Here is an 18,042-nt window from a genome sequence, read left to right as displayed (position 1 = left end):
GTGCCGTGAGGGACCCCCTCATGCCCTTATTGGCCGTGAGGGACCCCCTCACGGCATTGCCGCGCGTCAGGCGGTGCGTGTGGCGTCGGCGAGGATGCGCTCGGCTTGGGGCGCGAGGATCGTCGAGCCCATCGCCTCCAGCGCATCCCGCGCCTGCTGGGCCAGCGCCGCCGCCTCGCTCCGGTCGCCGCCGCGCCACAAGGCGTCCGCCAGCCAGATCAGGGAGCTCGCTGCGGCGCGCCGGTCGCCGAGGTCGGTGAAGATCTCGTGCGAGCGCCGCGCGGTGGCCGCCGCGTCGCCGAACCTGTTCTGCGCCGTCTCGACCCGGCTGCGCAGCTGCAGCAACCACCCTTCGTCATGCGGGTTGCCGCTGAGCAGCGGCGCGGCGTCGGCACAGGCGGCCGCCGCGGTTTCGACGTCGCCCAGCAGCAGGGCCGCGCGCGCCAGCTCGCGGTAGAGACCCGCGGTGAGCGAATCGACTTCGAGTTTCGCGGCCTCCTGGCTCGTCTTCTTCAGGATCCACACGGCTTCCCGCGTCCGGTCGAGCTGCTGCAGGATCTGCGCGAGCGTCCGGCTGGCCGTGCAGTAGGCGATCCTGTCCTCGCCAGTCTCCGCGATCCGCACCGCTCGTTCGGCCGTCCTCAGATCGAGCTCGTTGCGCATCATGCGGCAGAACGCCACGCCGGTCAGGCTGAACACCAGTTCGGTCGTGGCTCCCAGCCGATCGAAGGCGCGCGCACAGGCCACGAAGGTGCGTTCGGACTCCGCGACGTCCTCCGCGAGCGACGCCTCGGCTCGGCCGTAGTCGGCACGCCACGCGACCAGTTCGTCGCCCGCCGCACGTGCCGCCTCGGCGATCCGCCGCCGGGCGGCGATGAGCTCGTCGAACCCGCCGCCGAGGTGCAGCGACGGGATGACCAGATCCGCGAGCCGGGCCGCGTCGGCGTGCCAGCCGGCCGAGCAGGCCTGGTCGATGGCCGCCAGCAGCAGGTTCCGTTCCGCCCGTGCCCAGGCCGCCGGGCACTCGAGCGGGGGAAGGTCCACTTCGGATGGTGCCGCGCCGGGTGGCCGGTACGGCTGCAGCTCTTCGGTCCAGCGCGCGGCCGCGTGGTAGACCTCCTCGCCGCGGGCGAGCTGGACGTCGAGCAGCCGGCGCAAGGGCGGCAACCGGTCCTCGCCGACCGCCAGGTCCTGGGCGTACAGCGCGACGAGATCATGCGTGCGGTACCGGGTCTGCCCGGCCTCGTCGACCCCGCACGGCTCCAGCATCGCCGAGGCCGCCAACGCTTCGATCAGCCGCTCGCCGTCGCTGCCGTCGGTGACCGCGCCGAGCGCCCAGGCCGGGAAACCGCTGCGCGGCAGCATGGCCGTCCGGCGCAGCGCCTCCTGCGCCGGCGGGCCGAGCGCGCGGTAGCTCAGCGCCAGGCTCGCGCGGACCTCCATCCCCTCGACCGCGAGTTCGTCGAGGCGGGTCCGCTCGTCCCGCAGCCGCTGCACGAGCGCGCTCAACCGGCCTTCCGGATGCAGGGAAAGCCGCGCGCCCGCGATCCGCAGCGCGAGCGGCAGAGCACCGCACAACCGCACGAGCTCTTCGGCCTCGGCGCGTTCGGCCGCAACCCTGTCCGCGCCGATCATCTGGCTGAGCAGGCGGACCCCGACGTCCCCGCGCAGCGGTTCGATCCGCATGCGGCGCGCGTTCGGCAGGTCGAGCAGGGACCGGCGCGAGGTCACGAGTACCGCGCAGCCGCCGGTCCCGGGCAGCGCGGGCAGGATCTGCGCGGTCTCGCCGACGTCGTCGAGCACGAGCAGGATGCGGCGGTCGGCCAGGCGGGCCCGCAGCGCGGCCGAGCGGGCCCCGGTCCGCACCGGGATCTGCCCCGCCGGCAGCCCGCTGGCCAGCAGCAGCTGTTCGAGCAGTTCGTGGGCGGAAGCCCGGCCCGAGTGCCGGTCGTGAAGCGTGGCGAAGCACTGGCCGTCCGGGTATCGCTCGCGCAGCCGATGCGCGGCCTGTACCGCGAGCGTGCTCTTGCCGACCCCCGGTTGCCCCCATACGACGACGACCCGTGCCGCTTCACCGGGTTCGACGAGCTGTGCCAGCCGGGCAAGGGCGTCCTCGCGGCCGACGAAATCGTCGATCCCGGACGGCAGCTGGCAGACCGGCGTCCAGCCGCTTGAGCCGTCGGCCGACAGCGCTGCCGCGTGCAGTTCCCGGAGCTCGGCACCCGGTTCGACACCCAGCTCCTCGGCCAGGACCGCGCGCGCGTCGGCGTAGGCCGCAAGCGCTTCCGCCTGTGAACCCGCCTGGTAGAGGGCACGCATGAGCTGGGCCCAGAAACCTTCGCGCAGCGGATGCCGCTGGGTCAGCCACCGCAGCTCGGTGACGGCCTCCGCCTCGCGACCGGTCTCGAGGTCCAGCGCGATGCGGCGGCTCAGCGCGGTCAGCCGTAGCTCCTCCAACTCGCGGAGATCCCGGTCGGCGAGGGGCGGCGGGATGGGGCCGTCGGACCACAGGGCGAGCGCGGCGGCCAGGTAGTCGCGCTCCGTGATCTGGTCCCCGGCCTCCCTCGCCGCCTTGAGCAGCGCGGTGAACTCGAGCAGGTCGAGCTCGTGTTCGGCGACGACTATCCGGTACCCGCCGGGCTCGGCGCGGACGCGGTCCGCCGCGCCGAGCGCCGCGCGCAGGCGTTTGACCAGTACGTGCAGGCTGTTGCTGGCGTTCTTGGGGCGGCGCTGCCAGATCGCGTCGACGAGGTCGTCGGCGGGCACGACCTGGTTGGGATGGGCGAGGAGGGTGGCGAGCAGGGTCTGGTGCAACCGCGACCGGATGCTCACCGCCTCGCCGCCGGCCGTGGCGGAGAACCGGCCGAGCAGTCGGAAGCGCCAGATCTCGTGACTCGGCGTAACGGCTGTCGTTGGCACGGGCGTGATCTCCATTGAATGCTGTTCACACAGACCATACGGAACCCCGTACAGGCCGTTGCCACGCCGGTACCACTGTGATAGAAATACCGGTATAATTATACCGACAGGAGATCTGTGATCGAGTTGGCGCACCCGGGCAGCCGGCGAGGCGATCGCCGTGACCGAGGACGGTCCGCGCATCCTCACCGCGTTGTGACACTGGTGGAAAAACTGTCCCGCACCCGGCAGGATGGGCGCCATGGCAACGGAGCTGCGCGGCAAGGTCATCGTCATCACCGGCGGGGCGTAGGGGATCGGCGCCACGACGGCGGCCGCGCTGATCCCGTTCGGGGCCCGGATCGCGATCGGCGACGTCCGCCAGGCGCTGGCCGAGAAGACCGCGGCCGAGCTCGGCGGGGAGACCATCGCCCTGCCGCTCGACGTCACCGACGGGAAGGCGTTCGCCGGGTTCCTCGACGAGGCCGAGCGCCGGCTCGAGCCGGTCGACGTGCTGATCAACAACGCCGGGGTGATGCTGGTCGGACCGTTCGAGGACGAGGACGACGCGGCGACCACGCGGCAGCTGGAGATCAACCTGCACAGCGTCATCCATGGCACCCGTGAGGCGGTCAAGCGGATGCGGCCGCGCGCGGCCGGGCACATCGTGAACGTCGCCTCGATGGCCGGCAAGGCCGGTTTCCCCGGCGCGACAACGTATTGCGCGACGAAGCACGCGGTCGTCGGGTTGTCGGAGGCGGTCAGGATGGAGCTGCGCGGGTCCGGTGTGGACATTTCGTGCGTGATGCCGGCCGTGGTGCGCACGCGTCTGGCCGACGGGTTGCCGGAGACGAAGATGTTCAAGTCGCTGCCGCCCGACGACGTGGCGCGGGCGATCGTGGCCGTCCTGCGTGAGCCCCGGTTCGACGTGTTCGTGCCGAAATCGCTCGACATCACCGGGCGGATCGCCCGGCTCGTGCCGCGGTCGGCGTCGGAGTGGTTCGTCCGCGTGGTCGGAGCGGATAAGGTGTTCACACGGGCGCATTCCGGTGCGCGAGCCGACTACGAGGCGAAGGTGCGGCGGTCTTGAGCGTTTCGTTGTCCCCGGTCAGTCTGGCGGCTGCCGCGGCGAACGTGGTCGGCAAGGTCCGGGGCGGGGTGGCGGATCTGCGGCCGATGCCGCGCACGCTGATCGACCAGGGGCCGAACAGGTCGGTGTACCGGTTCCACGGCGAGTCCTCGGGCCCGCCGGTCCTGCTCGTGCCGCCGCTGGCCGCGCCCACGCTGTGCTTCGACCTGCGACGTGGCTGCAGCCTGGCCGAGCATCTGGTGGGTCAGGGCCGGCGGACGTACCTCGTCGACTACGGCTCGGTCGCGTTCTCCGACCGGCGGCTCGGCGTCGAGCACTGGATCGACGAGGTGCTGCCGCGCGCGATCCGGCACGTGAGCGAGGACGCGGGTGGCCAGGGCGTGCAGGTGATCGCGTGGTGCCTGGGCGGGCTGTTCTCGCTGCTGACCGCCGCGGACCAGCCGGATCTGCCGATCTCGTCGCTGGTGACGATCGCTTCGCCGGTCGACTTCACCGAGATCCCGCTGATCGCCCCGTTCCGCCCGCTGGTGGCGGCGACCGGCGGTCATCTGCTGACCCCGTTCTACCGGCTGCTGGGCGGCGCACCGTCCTATGTGGTCGGCCGGGTGTTCTGGGCGACCGGGATCGACAAGGAGATCACGAAACCGCTGGCCATCCTGCGCAACCTCGACGACCGCGATTTCCTCGCGCAACTCGAGGCGGTGGACCATTTCATGGACAACATGCTGGCGTATCCCGGCCGCACCTTCGGCCAGCTGTACCACCGGTTCTTCCGCGCGAACGATCTGGCGGACGGCGAGGTCGATTTCGGCGGCCGGATCATTTCGCTGTCCGGGGTCGGCGTGCCGGTACTGGTCATCGCGGGCGAGAACGACACGATCGCGCCGCGGCGGGCGGTCGAACGGCTGACCGCGCTGCTGCCTTCGGCGCCGAAGGTGGACTTCCAGGTGGCACCAGGTGGACACTTGGGCGTGCTCACCGGCCGCCGTGCCCGGACGACCACGTGGGCGCATATCGACGCGTTCTTCACCTGAGTGCGTCCGAGGGGGTGGGATGATGCTGACGCTCTGGATCGTCCTGGGGACCGTGCTCGCGCTGCTGCTGGGCGCGGCGCTGATCACCGACCTGCGGGATCGCCGGGTGCCCGGCCAGCAGAAGATCATGATGCCGCGCTGGGGCGATCGGGCGCGCACGGGGCGAGATGCGGGCTTCACCGATCAACTGGGACGCGAGGGACGACCGCGCGAAGTCCCCACGGGAGCTGGACGACGGGTGAACCCGCCCGGTCACCGGCCTCCTCGGTGACCGGGCGGTTCCGTTCCCGCACAAGCTACTTCAGTTCGGCGCTCGTCTTCCCCAGCACGCGGCGGGCCACGATGAGCTGCTGGATCTGCTGCGTCCCTTCGAAGATGTCCAGGATCTTCGAGTCACGCGCCCACTTCTCCAGCAGGGACTCCTCGGTGTACCCGAACGCGCCGGCCAGTTCCACGCAGCGAAGCGTGATGTCCACAACGGACCGTCCGGCCTTGGCCTTCGCCATCGAGGCCTGCAGCGAGTTCGGCTTGCGGTTGTCCGCCATCCACGCCGATTCCAGCGTCAGCAGGTACGCCGCCTCGTAGTCGGCCTCCAGCTCCAGGTAGGCGGCAGCCGCGGCGTGCTGGCTGTTGGCGGGCTTGTCGTAGTCCACGACCACGCCGGCCTCTTCCAGGATGCGCGCGGTCTCCTCCAGCGCGGCGCGGGCGAGGCCGACGGCCATCGCCGCCACCAGCGGACGGGTGTTGTCGAAGGTCTGCATGACCCCCGCGAAACCCTTCTTGGTGTCGACCTCCGGCGAGCCCAGCAGGTTCTCCTTCGGCACCCGGCAGTTGTCGAACCGCAGCACCGCCGTGTCCGAGGCACGGATCCCCAGCTTGTGTTCCAGGCGCACGACTTCGAAGCCCGGCGTGCCCTTTTCGACCACCAAGGACTTGATCGCCGCCCGGCCGGCGGACCTGTCCAAAGTGGCCCAGACGACCACCGCGTCCGCGCGCTGGCCCGAGGTGACGAAGATCTTCTCACCGTTCAGCACATACGAATCGCCGTCTTCGACCGCGGTCGTGGTGATGGCCGCCGAGTCGGACCCGCAGTCCGGCTCCGTGATCGCCATCGCGGCCCACAGCTTGCCGAACCGCGCCAGCTGCTCGTCGTTCGCGACCGAGGCGATCGCCGCGTTGCCGAGGCCCTGCCGCGGCATCGACAGCAACAGGGCCACGTCACCCCAGCACATCTCGATCGTGCCGAGCACCGTGCTCAGGTTGCCGCCGTTCCTGTTGCCAGAAGAGTCTTTCGTGGAAGATTCTCGCCGGACACCGGCCGCGCCCGCGCCGCCTTCGCCGGACGAGTTCAGCCCGTCGAGCACCGCGGCGAACATGTCCAGCTCTTTCGGGTACGCGTGCTCCGCCCGGTCGTACTTCCGCGAGATCGGCCGCAGCACCTGCGACGCGGCCTGGTACGCCTGGTTGATCAGCGCGCCGGCCTTCTTCGGTGGTTCGAGGTTGATCACGGCAAACCCTTTCTTCAGAGAAGGACGACGCCCTCGGCGATACCGATCGCGCGCAGATCGCGGTACCACCGCTCCACCGGATGCTCCTTGGTGAACCCGTGCCCGCCGAGCAGCTGCACCCCGGCATTGCCGATCCGCATTCCCTTGTCCGTGGCCAGTTTCCGGGCCAGCGCCACCTCGCGTGCATACGGTTTGCCCTGCTCGGCCCGTGCCGCCGCGCGCAGCGTCACCAGGCGCAGGCCCTCCAGTTCGATCGCGATGTCCGCGACCGAGAACGCGACGGCCTGCCGGTGGCTGATCGGCTCGCCGAACGCGGTGCGATCGTTGACGTACGGGATCACGTAATCCAGCACGGCCTTCGCGGTACCGGTCGCGAGCGCCGCCCAGCCGAGCCGTGAAAGCCGCACGACGTCGGCGAACGCGTCCGGCGTGCCGAGCAACGCGCCCGCGGGGACTTTCACCTTGTCCAGGAACAGCTTCCCGGTCGCCGCACCGCGCAGGCCCATCGCCGGTTCGGCCTCGACGGTCAGCCCCGAAGCCGACGATTCGACGAGGAACAGCCCCGGCCCGCGACCCTCGAGATCGGCCGAGACGATGAACAGCTCAGCCTGGGAAGCCCGCGGTACCAAGGACTTCACCCCGTCCAGCTGGTACCCGGACGGCGTCCGGCGGGCGCGCGTCGCGGGTTTGAACGGGTCGAACAGCGGGCGTGCCTCCTGCAGCGCGAGCGCCGCGGCGGGCACGTTCTCGCCGACGAACGCCGGGAGGTAGTCGGCCTGCTGCTGCGCGTCGCCCCACAGCACCAGCGCGGTGCTCACGGCCGACGGCGCCAGCACCGCCACCGCGAGCCCGAGATCGCCGTGCGCCAGTGCTTCCGCGATCAGCGCGCTCGTCACGACCGAGCGCTCCGAACCGGCGCCGCCGAGCTCTTCCGGGATGCCGATGAGCGTGACGCCCAGTTCTGTCGCGCGCGTGAGCAGGCCGTCCGGCGGGGCCAGCTTCGCGTCGGCTTCGGCCGCGGCCGGGCGCAGTTGCTCGGCGGCGAACTCGCTGACCGTCTCGACGATCATCTGCTGCTCGTCGCTCGGCGTGAGGTCGAACAGGCCCTTGCCCGCCGGCGCCGCGGGCCGCGCCGGCTTGCCCGTGACCCGTGCCGCCGAGAACGCGCGCGAAGCGGCGCCCGCCGTGCGGAAGCCGCCCTTGGTCGCGGCGCCGACCAGGTGCTGCAACGGCACGCGCAGGCCCGCCCGCTCCAGCGTCCTGTTGCCGGCGAGCTTGGTCAGTGCGGCAAGACCGGCGCCCATCAGGTCGCGCTTGCGCTGGGGTGTTCCCACGTCGCACTCCTCATCAGACCTCTACCTACTCGCGAGTAGGTTAGCACGCTCAGGCTTGCGTGCGCAGGACCTGCCGCTCAGCCGATGTTCAGCACAGCCGACAACAACGTCGCCAGCTCGGCGGCCAGGTTCGGGCGCGCGCTGACCCGTCGCGTCCGGGCCAGGTCGTTCGCGATCGTCAGCGCCGCGTGCACGGTGATCCTGGCTTCGCGCCGGTCCAGCCCGGGCTCGACCGTGCACAGCAGATCCACCCAGCGTGTGACGTAGTCGCGCTGGACGCGTACCAGTTCGGCGCGTTCCGGCTCGGCGACGTTCACCGCATCGATGGAGAAGGACACCGCGAGCTCACCCGAACCGGTGAGCACCTGAACATACGAGGAAACCAGGCGCCGCAGCGCTTCTCGCTCGTCCGAACTGCCGCGGAGCACCTCTTCGGTCGCCACGGCGAGCCGGTCGGCGGCGCGGCGGGCGATCGCGTGGATCAGGCTTGCCTTGCTGGGGAAGTGCCGGTACACGCTGGGGCCCGCGATACCCGCGGCCGCACCGATGTCCTCAATGCTGACGTCGTGGAAGCCGCGGCGCCGGAACAGGTCCGTGGCCGCGGCGAGCACCTGCTCACGCCGTGACCGGGTGCCGACGCCGAGCGCCGGAGCGGCCGGCGCAGCGCTGGTCACGGCCGGGAGGTCCGCGCTCAGGACGCGTTTGGCCAGATCGGTGAGCAACCGCGCGAACCGCCGTTTGGCGACCGTCGTGTGATGCACGGAGACACTGCCGAACACGCTCAGCGCGGCCCAGCACAGCAGTTCGGCGTCGGCCGCGGCCAGTTCGGGGCGGATTTCCATCAGGACCTTGGCCCACGCGGTGAGGATCGCCGACGACCGCTTGCCGATCTCCTTCTGGTCTCCCGGCGCGAGGTGCTTGCCCTCCCAGCGCCACAGCGCGGCGACTTCGCGGCGCTCGACCGACGCCGACGCGATCCGGGACAGCAGCTGGTCGACCTGCTCGCCGCTCGGCTTCTCCAGCACTGTCAGCGCTGCCGTCGTCTCGGCCTCCATATCGCGTACGCGGGACAGGAGCACGTACGCGAGGATGGCCTGCTTGTCCGCGAAGTGCCGGTACAGGGCCGGGCCGGTGATCCCGGCGGCCGCGGCGATGTCGTTGATGCCCACCCCGCGGTACCCGCGGGCACGGAACAGCTCGGCCGCGATCGCGGCGAGCTGGCTCTTCCGGTCGCCGGGGCGACGGCTTCGGGACTGCTGCATGGTGAGACCACTCTAGCGCCGGTAGATCACACTGCAACCAGTTGACACCTGCGGATATGGGCGGATTATGTTAGTCAAGATTAGCGGAATCGAGGAAGGGTTGTCCGCGTGAGCAACGAGGCCTACATCTACGAGGCGATCCGCACGCCTCGGGGTAAGAACAAGGGCGGGTCCCTGCACGGGACGAAGCCACTCGACCTGGTGGTCGGTCTGATCGCGGAGCTCAAGGCGCGCCATCCCGGGCTGGACCCGGCCCGGATCCAGGACATCGTCCTCGGGTGCGTGACCCCGGTCGGGGACCAGGGCGCCGACATCGCGCGGACCGCGGCGATGGCCGCCGGCCTGCCCGACACGGTCGCGGGCGTGCAGCTCAACCGGTTCTGCTCCTCGGGTCTGGAGGCGGTCAACCAGGCCGCGGCGCGGGTGCGCTCGGGGTGGGAGAACCTGATCATCGCCGGTGGGGTCGAGTCGATGTCGCGGGTGCCGATGGGTTCCGACGGCGGCGCGATGTTCGCCGACCCGGCCACCGCGTACGACAACTACATCGCGCCGCAGGGCATCGGCGCCGACCTCATCGCCACCATGGAGGGCTTCTCGCGCGAGGACGTGGACCGGTTCGCGGTCCGCTCGCAGGAGAAGGCCGAGGCGGCCTGGTCGGGCGGGTACTTCGCGAAGTCCGTGGTACCGGTGAAGGACATCAACGGCGTCACGGTCCTCGACCATGACGAGCACCGCCGCCCCGGCACCACGATGGAGAGCCTGGCGAAGCTCAAGCCGGCCTTCGAGACGATCGGCGAGTTCGGCGGGTTCGACGCGGTGGCGCTGCAGAAGTACCACTGGGTCGAGAAGATCGACCACGTGCACACAGGCGGGAACTCCTCCGGCATCGTGGACGGCGCGGCGATCGTGCTGATCGGTGACGAGCAGGTCGGCAGGGACCTCGGGCTCACCCCGCGGGCGCGCATCGTCTCGGCCGCGGTCACCGGCTCCGACCCGACGATCATGCTCACCGGTCCGACGCCGGCCACCCAGAAGGTGCTCGCCACCGCCGGCCTGACCACGGACGACATCGACCTGTTCGAGCTGAACGAGGCGTTCGCTTCCGTTGTGCTGAAGTGGATGAAGGACCTGAAGTTGCCGGAGGAGAAGGTCAACGTCAACGGCGGGGCGATCGCCATGGGCCACCCGCTCGGCGCGACCGGTGCGATGATCCTCGGCACCATGGTTGACGAGCTGGAGCGCCGTGGTGAGCGGCGGGCGTTGCTGTCGCTGTGCATCGGCGGCGGAATGGGTATCGGCACGATCATCGAGCGGGTGTGAGCATGACCAACACGATCAAGTGGGACAAGGACTCCGACGGAATCGTCGTGCTCACCCTCGACGATCCGAACCAGTCGGCGAACACCATGAACGCCGACTTCCGGGCGTCGTTCGGGCAGACCCTCGACCGGCTGGAGTCCGAAAAGGACTCGATCACCGGCGTGGTGATCACCTCGGCCAAGAAGACCTTCTTCGCCGGCGGTGACCTCCGGGACCTGATCCAGGCGACGCGCGAGCACGCCGCGGAGTTCGCCCACAGCACCAACGAGATGAAGGCGCAGATGCGCCGGCTGGAGACGCTGGGCAAACCCGTCGTCGCCGCGATCAACGGGGCCGCGCTCGGCGGCGGCCTGGAGATCGCGCTGGCCACCCACCGCCGGATCGTCGCGGACGTGCCCGGCGTGCAGATCGGGTTCCCCGAGGTCACCCTGGGCCTGCTGCCCGGCGGTGGCGGCGTTGCCCGCACGGTGCGGCTGGTCGGCATCCAGAACGCGGTGCTGAACTGGCTCGTGCAGGGCCAGCGGCACAAGCCGGCGAAGGCGCTGGAGTTCGGCCTTGTGCACGAGCTGGTGTCCAGTGTGGACGAACTGCTGCCGAAGGCCAAGGAGTGGGTCAAGGCCAACCCCGAGGCCGCGCAGCCGTGGGACGTCAAGGGCTACAAGATCCCCGGCGGCTCGCCGTCGAGCCCGTCGTTCGCGGCGAACCTGCCCGCGTTCCCGGCGAACCTGCGCAAGCAGCTCAAGGGCGCGCCGATGCCCGCCCCGCGGGCGATCCTGGCGGCGGCGGTGGAGGGCGCGCAGGTCGACATCGACACCGCGACGCAGATCGAGACCCGGTACTTCGTGAACCTCGCGACCGGGCAGGTCGCGAAGAACATGACGAAGGCCTTCTTCTTCGACTTGCAGCACATCAACTCCGGCGGCTCCCGTCCTGGTGACGTCGAGAAGTACACCGCCAAGAAGGTCGGTGTGCTCGGCGCCGGGATGATGGGCGCCGCGATCGCGTACGTCTCGGCGAAGGCAGGGATCGACGTGGTGCTGAAGGACGTTTCGCAGGAAGCCGCGGAGAAGGGCAAGGGCTACGCGGTCAAGCTCGAGGAGAAAGCGCTTTCGCGGGGCAGGACCACGAAGGAGAAGTCGGACGCGCTGCTGGCCCGCATCAAGGCGACGGCCGACCCGGCGGACTTCGCGGGCGTCGATTTCGTGATCGAGGCCGTGTTCGAGAGCCAGGAGCTCAAGCACAAGGTGTTCGGTGAGATCGAGAACATCGTGAACCCGGACGCCGTGCTGGGCTCGAACACCTCGACGCTGCCGATCACCGGTCTCGCGCAGGGCGTGCAGCGGCAGGAAGACTTCATCGGGATCCACTTCTTCTCGCCGGTGGACAAGATGCCGCTCGTGGAGATCATCCGCGGCGAGAAGACGTCGGACGCCACGCTCGCGAAGGTCTTCGACTACACGCTGCAGATCAAGAAGACCCCGATCGTCGTGCACGACAGCCGCGGCTTCTTCACCTCGCGGGTGATCGGCACGTTCATCAACGAGGCGATCGCGGCCGTGGGCGAAGGCGTCGAACCGGCTTCCATCGAGCAGGCGGGTTCGCAGGCCGGGTACCCGGCGCCGCCGCTGCAACTGATGGACGAGCTGACCCTGACGCTGCCGCGCAAGATCCGCCAGGCGACCCGCGCGGCGGTGGAGGCGGCGGGCGGCACGTGGACGCCGCACGCGTCCGAGGCGGTCATCGACCGGATGATCGACGAGTTCGACCGCAAGGGCCGCTCGACGGGCGCCGGGTTCTACGAGTACGTGGACGGGAAGCGGTCCGGGCTGTGGCCGGGCCTGCGGACGGCGTTCAACGCGGGGAGCGCGCAGGTTCCGTTCAACGACCTGCAGGAGCGGATGCTGTTCGCCGAGGCGCTCGAAACGGTGAAGTGCTTCGACGAGGGCGTGCTCACCTCAGTGCAGGACGCGAACATCGGCTCGATCTTCGGCATCGGTTTCCCGGCGTGGACCGGTGGGGTCATCCAGTACATCAACCAGTACGAGGGTGGCCTGAAGGGTTTCGTGGCCCGCGCCCGGGAATTGGCCGAACGCTACGGTGACCACTTCCAGCCGCCGGAATCCTTGATGAAGAAGGCCGAAAGCGGCGAGATCTTCGAGTAGGAGAGCACTCGGGTGCCCGGGCCCCTGCGCCCGGGCACCCGAGGCTCAGCGCAACAGTTCCCGCCGGATGTCGGTCTTCAACACCTTGCCCACTGTGGACCGTGGCGGTCCGGCCAGAACTCGATCTGTTTCGGCGCCTTCACACTTCCGATACGCGCCTTGGTGAATGCGATCAGCTCGTCGGCGTTGATCGAGGCGCCTGGCTGCGGTTGCACGACGGCCGTGACGCGCTCGCCCCATTTTTCGTCCGGCAGGCCGACCACGGCGCAGTCCCGCACCGCATCGTGCGCCATGAGGGCCTGTTCGACCTCGGCCGAGTACACGTTGAACCCGCCGGTGATGACCATGTCCTTGGCGCGGTCGACGATGTAGAGGAAGTTCTCCTCGTCCAGGTAACCGATATCGCCGGTGTGATGCCAGCCGTGCGCGGAGACCTCGGCCGTCGCCGCGGGATTCTTGTAGTACCCGGCCATCACCAGCGAACCGCGGACCACGATCTCACCGCGTTCACCCGGGCCGAGCAACCGTCCTTGCTTGTCCATGATGCCGACGGTGACCAAAGGGGACGGTCGCCCGGCGGAGGACAGGCGGCCGACCGCGACCGAACCGTCCGCGTCGAAATGCTCGGCGGGCGCCAGCGTCGAAATCATCATCGGCGCTTCCGACTGGCCGAACAACTGGGCCATCACCGGGCCGATGCGGGTAAGCGCTTCCTCCAGCTTGGCGACGGACATCGGTGCCGCGCCGTACCAGAGACATGCAGCGAGCTGAGGTCGGTGGCGTCCAACGTTGGATGTCCGAGCAGGAGGTAGATCAGCGTCGGTGGCAGGAAGGTGTGGGTGACCCGGTGCCGCTCGATGAGTTCCAGGAACCTCCCGACATCCGGCTCGGCCATCACGACGATCTCGCCGCCGTGCGCCAGCACCGGGAAGCACAGCACACCGGCCGCGTGGGTGAGCGGCGCGAGCGCGAGGTAGACCGGTCGTCCTACGAAGGGATAGCTCATCAGCGTGATGGCCGTCATCGTTTCGAGGTTGCGGTCGGTGAGCTGGACGCCCTTGGGCCGCCCGGTGGTCCCGCCGGTGCCGACGATCGCTACGACGTCGTCCGGCGGGGGAGCCTCGGCGACCGGGTCCTCGGCTGCGGAAGCGAGCCACGTGTCGAATCCCTCGCCGAACTCCACGAGCGTCCGCAGTTGTGGCAGCTCGCCGGAGATCTCCTTGACCAGTTGCGCGAAACGGCTCTGGTACAGCAGCGCCGCACAGTCGAACAGGTCCAGCAGTTCGGCGTTGTCGGCCGCGCTGTTGCGAGGATTGATCGGGCACCACACCGCGCCGGCCCGCGCGATGCCGAAGACGCACGCGAAGGCCGTCGGATCGTTGGCCGACAGGATCCCCACCTTGTCCCCGGGGCGGACGCCCGCACGCCGCAGCGCGCGGGCGACCGCATGACTCAGGTCGACGACCTCCCCGTAGGACAGGAACTCGTCGTCGAGCGTCAGGCAGGGTGCGTCGCGGCCGAGCGGGCCCGAGGCATACACCGAGTCGATCGAGGTGTTGACCCGCGGGTTCTCCCGTGGCGGCATGCCCGCCTGCAGCCCGGCCGCGATCTCGGCCAGCGCCGCCTCGCGGGCGTCCGGCTCCATCGGCTTGATCTTTTCCTCGTACATTCCCGTGGTGGCAACGACTCCGTCCATCACCGAACGGTCCAGCACGCCGCCGGTGGCGGTCACGGTCGCCACCCGCGGGTCGTTCTTGAACCACACCGGATGCGCCATCCCGCCCCAGGGCACGGTCAGCGCTGTCGCGTGCTGGCCAGGCACGACGCATTCCCGCGTACTCGTGTGGTCCCAGGCGACGAACTCGTTGTTGACCAGGTGGAACCAGTCGGCCTTGAGGATCGTGAAGATCGTCTGCGTGGACGCGTAGGTCGGGAAACCCTTCCACAGCACGAGAATGTCGAGCGTGTCGAGGCCGGGGGTCTCCAGCGCCAGGTTCGCGGCGATCTCGCTCGTGGTGTACATCTGCGCGACACACGGCGAAAGCAGCAGGCCGGCGTCCGCATAGGCCTTGCCCCAGCGTGCCTGCGCGTCGAGCAGCCAATCCTGCTCGCTCGTGGTGTCCAGGTAGTGCGTCCCGGCGGCGAGGCTCGCTTCCACGACTTCCGGGCCGTACTTGATGAACGGGCCGACGGTGTTGCACACGACCGAAGCGCCGCGGAACAGTTCCGTGAGCGACTCGACGTCGTGGTTCACCTCGACGACCTCGTGCTCCACCGTGTCCACGCCCGGAATCCGGTCCACCACCTCCTGCACCTTCTTGCCGTCACGCCCGGCGGCGACGAAGGGGATGTGGAACTCGCGGAGGTACTCGCAGACCAGGCGGCCCGTGTAGCCGGAAACGCCATAGACGACAACGGGTTTCATGCTCACATCCCCATCCCGCCGTCGACCGGCAGTCCGATTCCGTTGATGAACCTGGCTTTGTCGGAGGCCAGGAACACCACCGCGTCCGCGATATCGGAGACTTCGGCGAGCCGGCCGGAGGGCGTCAGCCCGACGACGGCGGCGACCGCGGCGTCCGTGTTCTCGAACAGGCCGACACCCGCGGTCTCGACGGCGAGCTTCACGCCCATCTCGGTCGGCACGAGACCCGGGTAGATGCAGTTGACCCGGACGCCGTAGCCGAGTTTCCCGGACTCCATCGCCGCGACCCTGGTGAGCCGGTCGACGGCGGATTTGGTGGCCGAATAGCCCGCGATGGCGGGGAACGCGATGGTCGCCGCGACCGACGAGATGTTGACGACGGTGCCGCAGTGCCCGTCCGCGCCGCCCGGCCGCATCGCGCGGAACGCGTGCTTGGTCCCGAGCAGCGCGCCCAGGAGGTTGACCTCGAACATGCGCTTGTGCTCGCCCGCGTCCTTGAGCACGTCGGCGATCATGACCTGCGCCCCGGCGGCGGTCAGCGCTTGTGCCGCGCCCGCGCCCAGACCTCGTGCCCCACCCGTGACCAGCGCTTTTCGTCCTGTCAGAGCCAACCCAGCCATCCTGGCGTCCTTTCGGTAACACGTCCTTGTGCCCTGTGGAAGACCACGGTGGTGCAAGTCTGGACGACTGTCCAGATTTTTCTGGACAGTCGTCAAGAAAAAGCTGGACAGTCGACCAGATCGGTGAAGACGGGCTACGTTTGTCGGGTGACCAAGCCCGCCGAGCGACTCGACCGCATCTCGCGAAGACAGGTCGACAAGTTCGAAGAACGCCGCCGGCTCCTGGCCGACGGCGCCCTGCAAACGCTTGCGGAGCGGGGCTACGCGCGCACGAGCCTGCGTGAGATCGCGCAGAACACCGAGTTCTCGCACGGCACGCTGCACTACTACTTCCGCGACAAGGTCGAACTGATCACGTACTGCGTGCGCCAGTACAAGGCGCACTGCGTGCAGCGCTACGACGGGATCGTCGACACCGCCGAGATTCCCGAGCAACTGGCGCACGAATTCGCCGAGGCCATGGCGGGCACGCTCGAGGAAGAGGCGTACATGCACCGCCTCTGGTACGACCTGCGCTCACAGTCGCTGTTCGAGGAGTCGTTCCGGGCGGACGTCGCGGAGATCGACGACAGCCTGGAGCGGATGATCTGGCGCATCGTCAGCCGATACGCCGAACTCGCCGGACGCGAGCCGTCCTGCTCTTCACCGATGGCGTACGCGTGCCTCGACGGCCTGTTCCAGCAGGCCCTGCTCAAGTTCCTGAGCGGTTCGGAACTCGCGCTCGACGATCTGCGTACCGGCGTGCGGCACCTGCTGACGGCCGTCGTCTGCGGTTGACTACATCAGGGGCGGGACGACCGCGTCGATCAGATGCGGCCCCGGTTCCGCGACCGCGGCCCTGAACTGCTCGGCAAGCTCCTCCGCCGTGGTGGCCCGCGTGCCCGGCACGCCCATGCCTTCGGCGATCTTCGCGAAGTCCATGTCCGGCCGGGAAAGGTCGAGCAACTCGTTCGCCCTGGGGCCGCCCGCGTCCGCGCCCACCCGCTGTAGCTCCATCCGGAGGATCGCGTAGGCGTGGTTGTTCAGCACGACCGTCGTCACGTCCAGGTTCTCCCGCGCCTGCGTCCACAGCGCGGAGATCGTGTACAGCGCGCTGCCGTCCGCCTGCAGCGCGATCACCGGGCGGTCCGGGGCGGCGACGGCGGCGCCCGTGGCGACGGGCAGGCCCTGGCCGATCGCGCCGCCGGTCAGTGTCAGCACGTCGTGCCGCGGCGCGCCCGCCGTGGCGCCCGGGAGGAGCACACCGGAAGTGTTGGCCTCGTCCGAGATGATCGCGTCGTCCGGCAGCAGGGCCCCGATCACGTCGACCCAGTTCTGCGCGGTGAGCGGGCCGCTCGGCAGCGCGGGGCGGCCCGGCTCCTGCACCACCGGTTCGACTCCCGCCGCGACCTCGTCGGCGAGCGCTTCGAGAGCACCGACCACGTCGTGATCAAGCTCCGCGAGCGTGTGCACCTGCGCGCCGTCGGGCACGAGATCGCTCGGCTTTCCCGGATAGGCGAAGAACGAGACCGGCGCCTTGGTGCCCGCGACGATCAGGTGTTTCGTGCCGTCAAGCTGGTAGGACGCCTGCTCCGCGAGGTATCCGAGGCGCTCGATGTTCGGCAGGCCCGCGCCGCGCTCGAGCCGGGCAGGGAAGGTTTCGACGAACGGCTTCGCTCCCGTCGCGGCGGCGATACGGCTGACCGCGCGCAAACCCGCCGCACGGGCGGCGGGACCGCCGACGAGCAGCGCGACCTGTTCCCCGGAGCGCAGGACCTCCGCGATCGACTTGATCGTCGTGGCGCCGACGGCATGCGGTTTGCGGGGCGGGATCGGGGAGACGAGCACGCCGCCGTCTCCCCACGAGACGTCGGCGGGCAAGATCAGCGTGGCCACGCGACCGGGCGGGTCCATCGCCGCGGCGACCGCCGCCGCGGCGTCCGCGCCGACGTCGGCGCTGCTACCCGACTCGCGCACCCAGCCCTGCAGGGAACCCGCGACGGCGGGGATGTCCGACTCCAGCGGCGCGTCGTACTTCTTGTGGTACGTCGCGTGGTCCCCGACGACGTTGACGACCGGCGTATGCGCGCGGCGGGCGTTGTGCAGGTTCGCCATGCCGTTGCCCAGCCCCGGTCCGAGATGCAGCAACGTCGCCGCCGGTTTGCCCGCGATCCGCGCATACCCGTCGGCGGCGCCCGTCACCACGCCTTCGAACAGGCCGAGCACGCCGCGCATCCCGGGTCCACCGTCACTGTCGAGCGCGGCGACGAAGTGCATCTCCGACGTGCCGGGGTTGGCGAAGCACACGTCGACACCGGCGTCGACGAGTGTGCGGATCAACGATTGCGCGCCGTTCATCATGCTCCTAGTGTCGTGTGATCCTGTCCGGTTTACGTTGCCGTGTTGGCCC

Annotated in this window: 12 protein-coding genes and 2 pseudogenes; 6 read left to right on the top strand and 8 right to left on the bottom strand. The window is 69.7% G+C overall.

Annotated elements, in window-relative coordinates; all coding sequences use genetic code 11:
• Nucleotides 1-66 precede the first annotated feature (66 nt).
• On the bottom strand, nucleotides 67-2,919 hold the full coding sequence (locus FG385_RS24105; protein ID WP_160148876.1) for an AfsR/SARP family transcriptional regulator: 2,853 nt from the start codon (nucleotides 2,917-2,919) through the stop codon (nucleotides 67-69).
• A 295-nt stretch (nucleotides 2,920-3,214) separates the two neighbouring features.
• Between FG385_RS24105 and FG385_RS24100 the strand changes: the two genes are divergently transcribed.
• The 3 genes from FG385_RS24100 to FG385_RS24090 are packed head-to-tail and all read left to right on the top strand — an operon-like array spanning nucleotide 3,215 to nucleotide 5,293.
• Nucleotides 3,215-3,988 carry an SDR family oxidoreductase gene (locus tag FG385_RS24100; protein ID WP_235022766.1) on the top strand — a complete coding sequence of 258 codons (774 nt, stop codon included), beginning with the start codon at nucleotides 3,215-3,217 and terminating at the stop codon, nucleotides 3,986-3,988.
• Complete coding sequence (locus tag FG385_RS24095; RefSeq protein WP_407645538.1) at nucleotides 3,985-5,022, top strand: alpha/beta fold hydrolase; 1,038 nt, start codon at nucleotides 3,985-3,987, stop codon at nucleotides 5,020-5,022. Before FG385_RS24100 ends, FG385_RS24095 begins: the two co-directional genes overlap by 4 nt.
• 19 nt (nucleotides 5,023-5,041) lie before the next feature.
• On the top strand, nucleotides 5,042-5,293 hold the full coding sequence (locus FG385_RS24090) for a hypothetical protein (RefSeq protein ID WP_139099054.1): 252 nt from the start codon (nucleotides 5,042-5,044) through the stop codon (nucleotides 5,291-5,293).
• Nucleotides 5,294-5,318: 25 nt separating this feature from the next.
• Here the strand turns inward: FG385_RS24090 and FG385_RS24085 are convergent, their stop codons facing one another.
• From FG385_RS24085 to FG385_RS24075, 3 genes are all read right to left on the bottom strand, one after another.
• Nucleotides 5,319-6,530: an acyl-CoA dehydrogenase family protein gene (locus FG385_RS24085; RefSeq protein WP_139099053.1), complete on the bottom strand. Its 1,212-nt coding sequence runs from the start codon at nucleotides 6,528-6,530 to the stop codon at nucleotides 5,319-5,321.
• A gap of 14 nt (nucleotides 6,531-6,544) precedes the next feature.
• Nucleotides 6,545-7,834 (bottom strand): acyl-CoA dehydrogenase family protein, encoded by a 1,290-nt coding sequence (locus tag FG385_RS24080; protein ID WP_139099103.1) that lies wholly within the window; start codon nucleotides 7,832-7,834, stop codon nucleotides 6,545-6,547.
• 107 nt (nucleotides 7,835-7,941) lie between these two features.
• Nucleotides 7,942-9,126 (bottom strand): TetR/AcrR family transcriptional regulator, encoded by a 1,185-nt coding sequence (locus FG385_RS24075; protein ID WP_139099052.1) that lies wholly within the window; start codon nucleotides 9,124-9,126, stop codon nucleotides 7,942-7,944.
• Between the two features lie 108 nt (nucleotides 9,127-9,234).
• Between FG385_RS24075 and FG385_RS24070 the strand changes: the two genes are divergently transcribed.
• Nucleotides 9,235-10,446, top strand: a complete 1,212-nt coding sequence (locus FG385_RS24070) for an acetyl-CoA C-acetyltransferase (RefSeq protein WP_139099051.1) — start codon at nucleotides 9,235-9,237, stop codon at nucleotides 10,444-10,446.
• A 2-nt stretch (nucleotides 10,447-10,448) separates the two neighbouring features.
• Nucleotides 10,449-12,608 (top strand): 3-hydroxyacyl-CoA dehydrogenase NAD-binding domain-containing protein, encoded by a 2,160-nt coding sequence (locus FG385_RS24065; protein WP_200834629.1) that lies wholly within the window; start codon nucleotides 10,449-10,451, stop codon nucleotides 12,606-12,608.
• A gap of 45 nt (nucleotides 12,609-12,653) precedes the next feature.
• Here the strand turns inward: FG385_RS24065 and FG385_RS35475 are convergent.
• The 3 genes and pseudogenes from FG385_RS35475 to FG385_RS24055 all read right to left on the bottom strand — a co-directional run bounded on the left by FG385_RS35475 (nucleotide 12,654) and on the right by FG385_RS24055 (nucleotide 15,653).
• Nucleotides 12,654-14,157: pseudogene (locus FG385_RS35475) on the bottom strand (acyl-CoA synthetase).
• An 18-nt stretch (nucleotides 14,158-14,175) separates the two neighbouring features.
• A pseudogene (locus FG385_RS35470) lies at nucleotides 14,176-15,033 on the bottom strand (DUF5938 domain-containing protein); the annotation flags it as partial.
• 2 nt (nucleotides 15,034-15,035) lie between these two features.
• Nucleotides 15,036-15,653 (bottom strand): SDR family NAD(P)-dependent oxidoreductase, encoded by a 618-nt coding sequence (locus FG385_RS24055; RefSeq protein WP_139099049.1) that lies wholly within the window; start codon nucleotides 15,651-15,653, stop codon nucleotides 15,036-15,038.
• A 147-nt stretch (nucleotides 15,654-15,800) separates the two neighbouring features.
• Between FG385_RS24055 and FG385_RS24050 the strand changes: the two genes are divergently transcribed.
• Complete coding sequence (locus tag FG385_RS24050) at nucleotides 15,801-16,430, top strand: TetR/AcrR family transcriptional regulator (RefSeq protein ID WP_139099048.1); 630 nt, start codon at nucleotides 15,801-15,803, stop codon at nucleotides 16,428-16,430.
• On the opposite strand, the gene FG385_RS24045 is transcribed toward FG385_RS24050, so the two are convergent.
• Nucleotides 16,431-17,990, bottom strand: a complete 1,560-nt coding sequence (locus FG385_RS24045; RefSeq protein WP_139099102.1) for an acetolactate synthase large subunit — start codon at nucleotides 17,988-17,990, stop codon at nucleotides 16,431-16,433.
• Nucleotides 17,991-18,042 lie beyond the last annotated feature (52 nt).

Source organism: Amycolatopsis alkalitolerans (assembly GCF_006152065.1).
GTDB lineage: Bacteria > Actinomycetota > Actinomycetes > Mycobacteriales > Pseudonocardiaceae > Amycolatopsis_E > Amycolatopsis_E alkalitolerans.
This window is presented reverse-complemented; position numbering and strand designations above follow the sequence as displayed.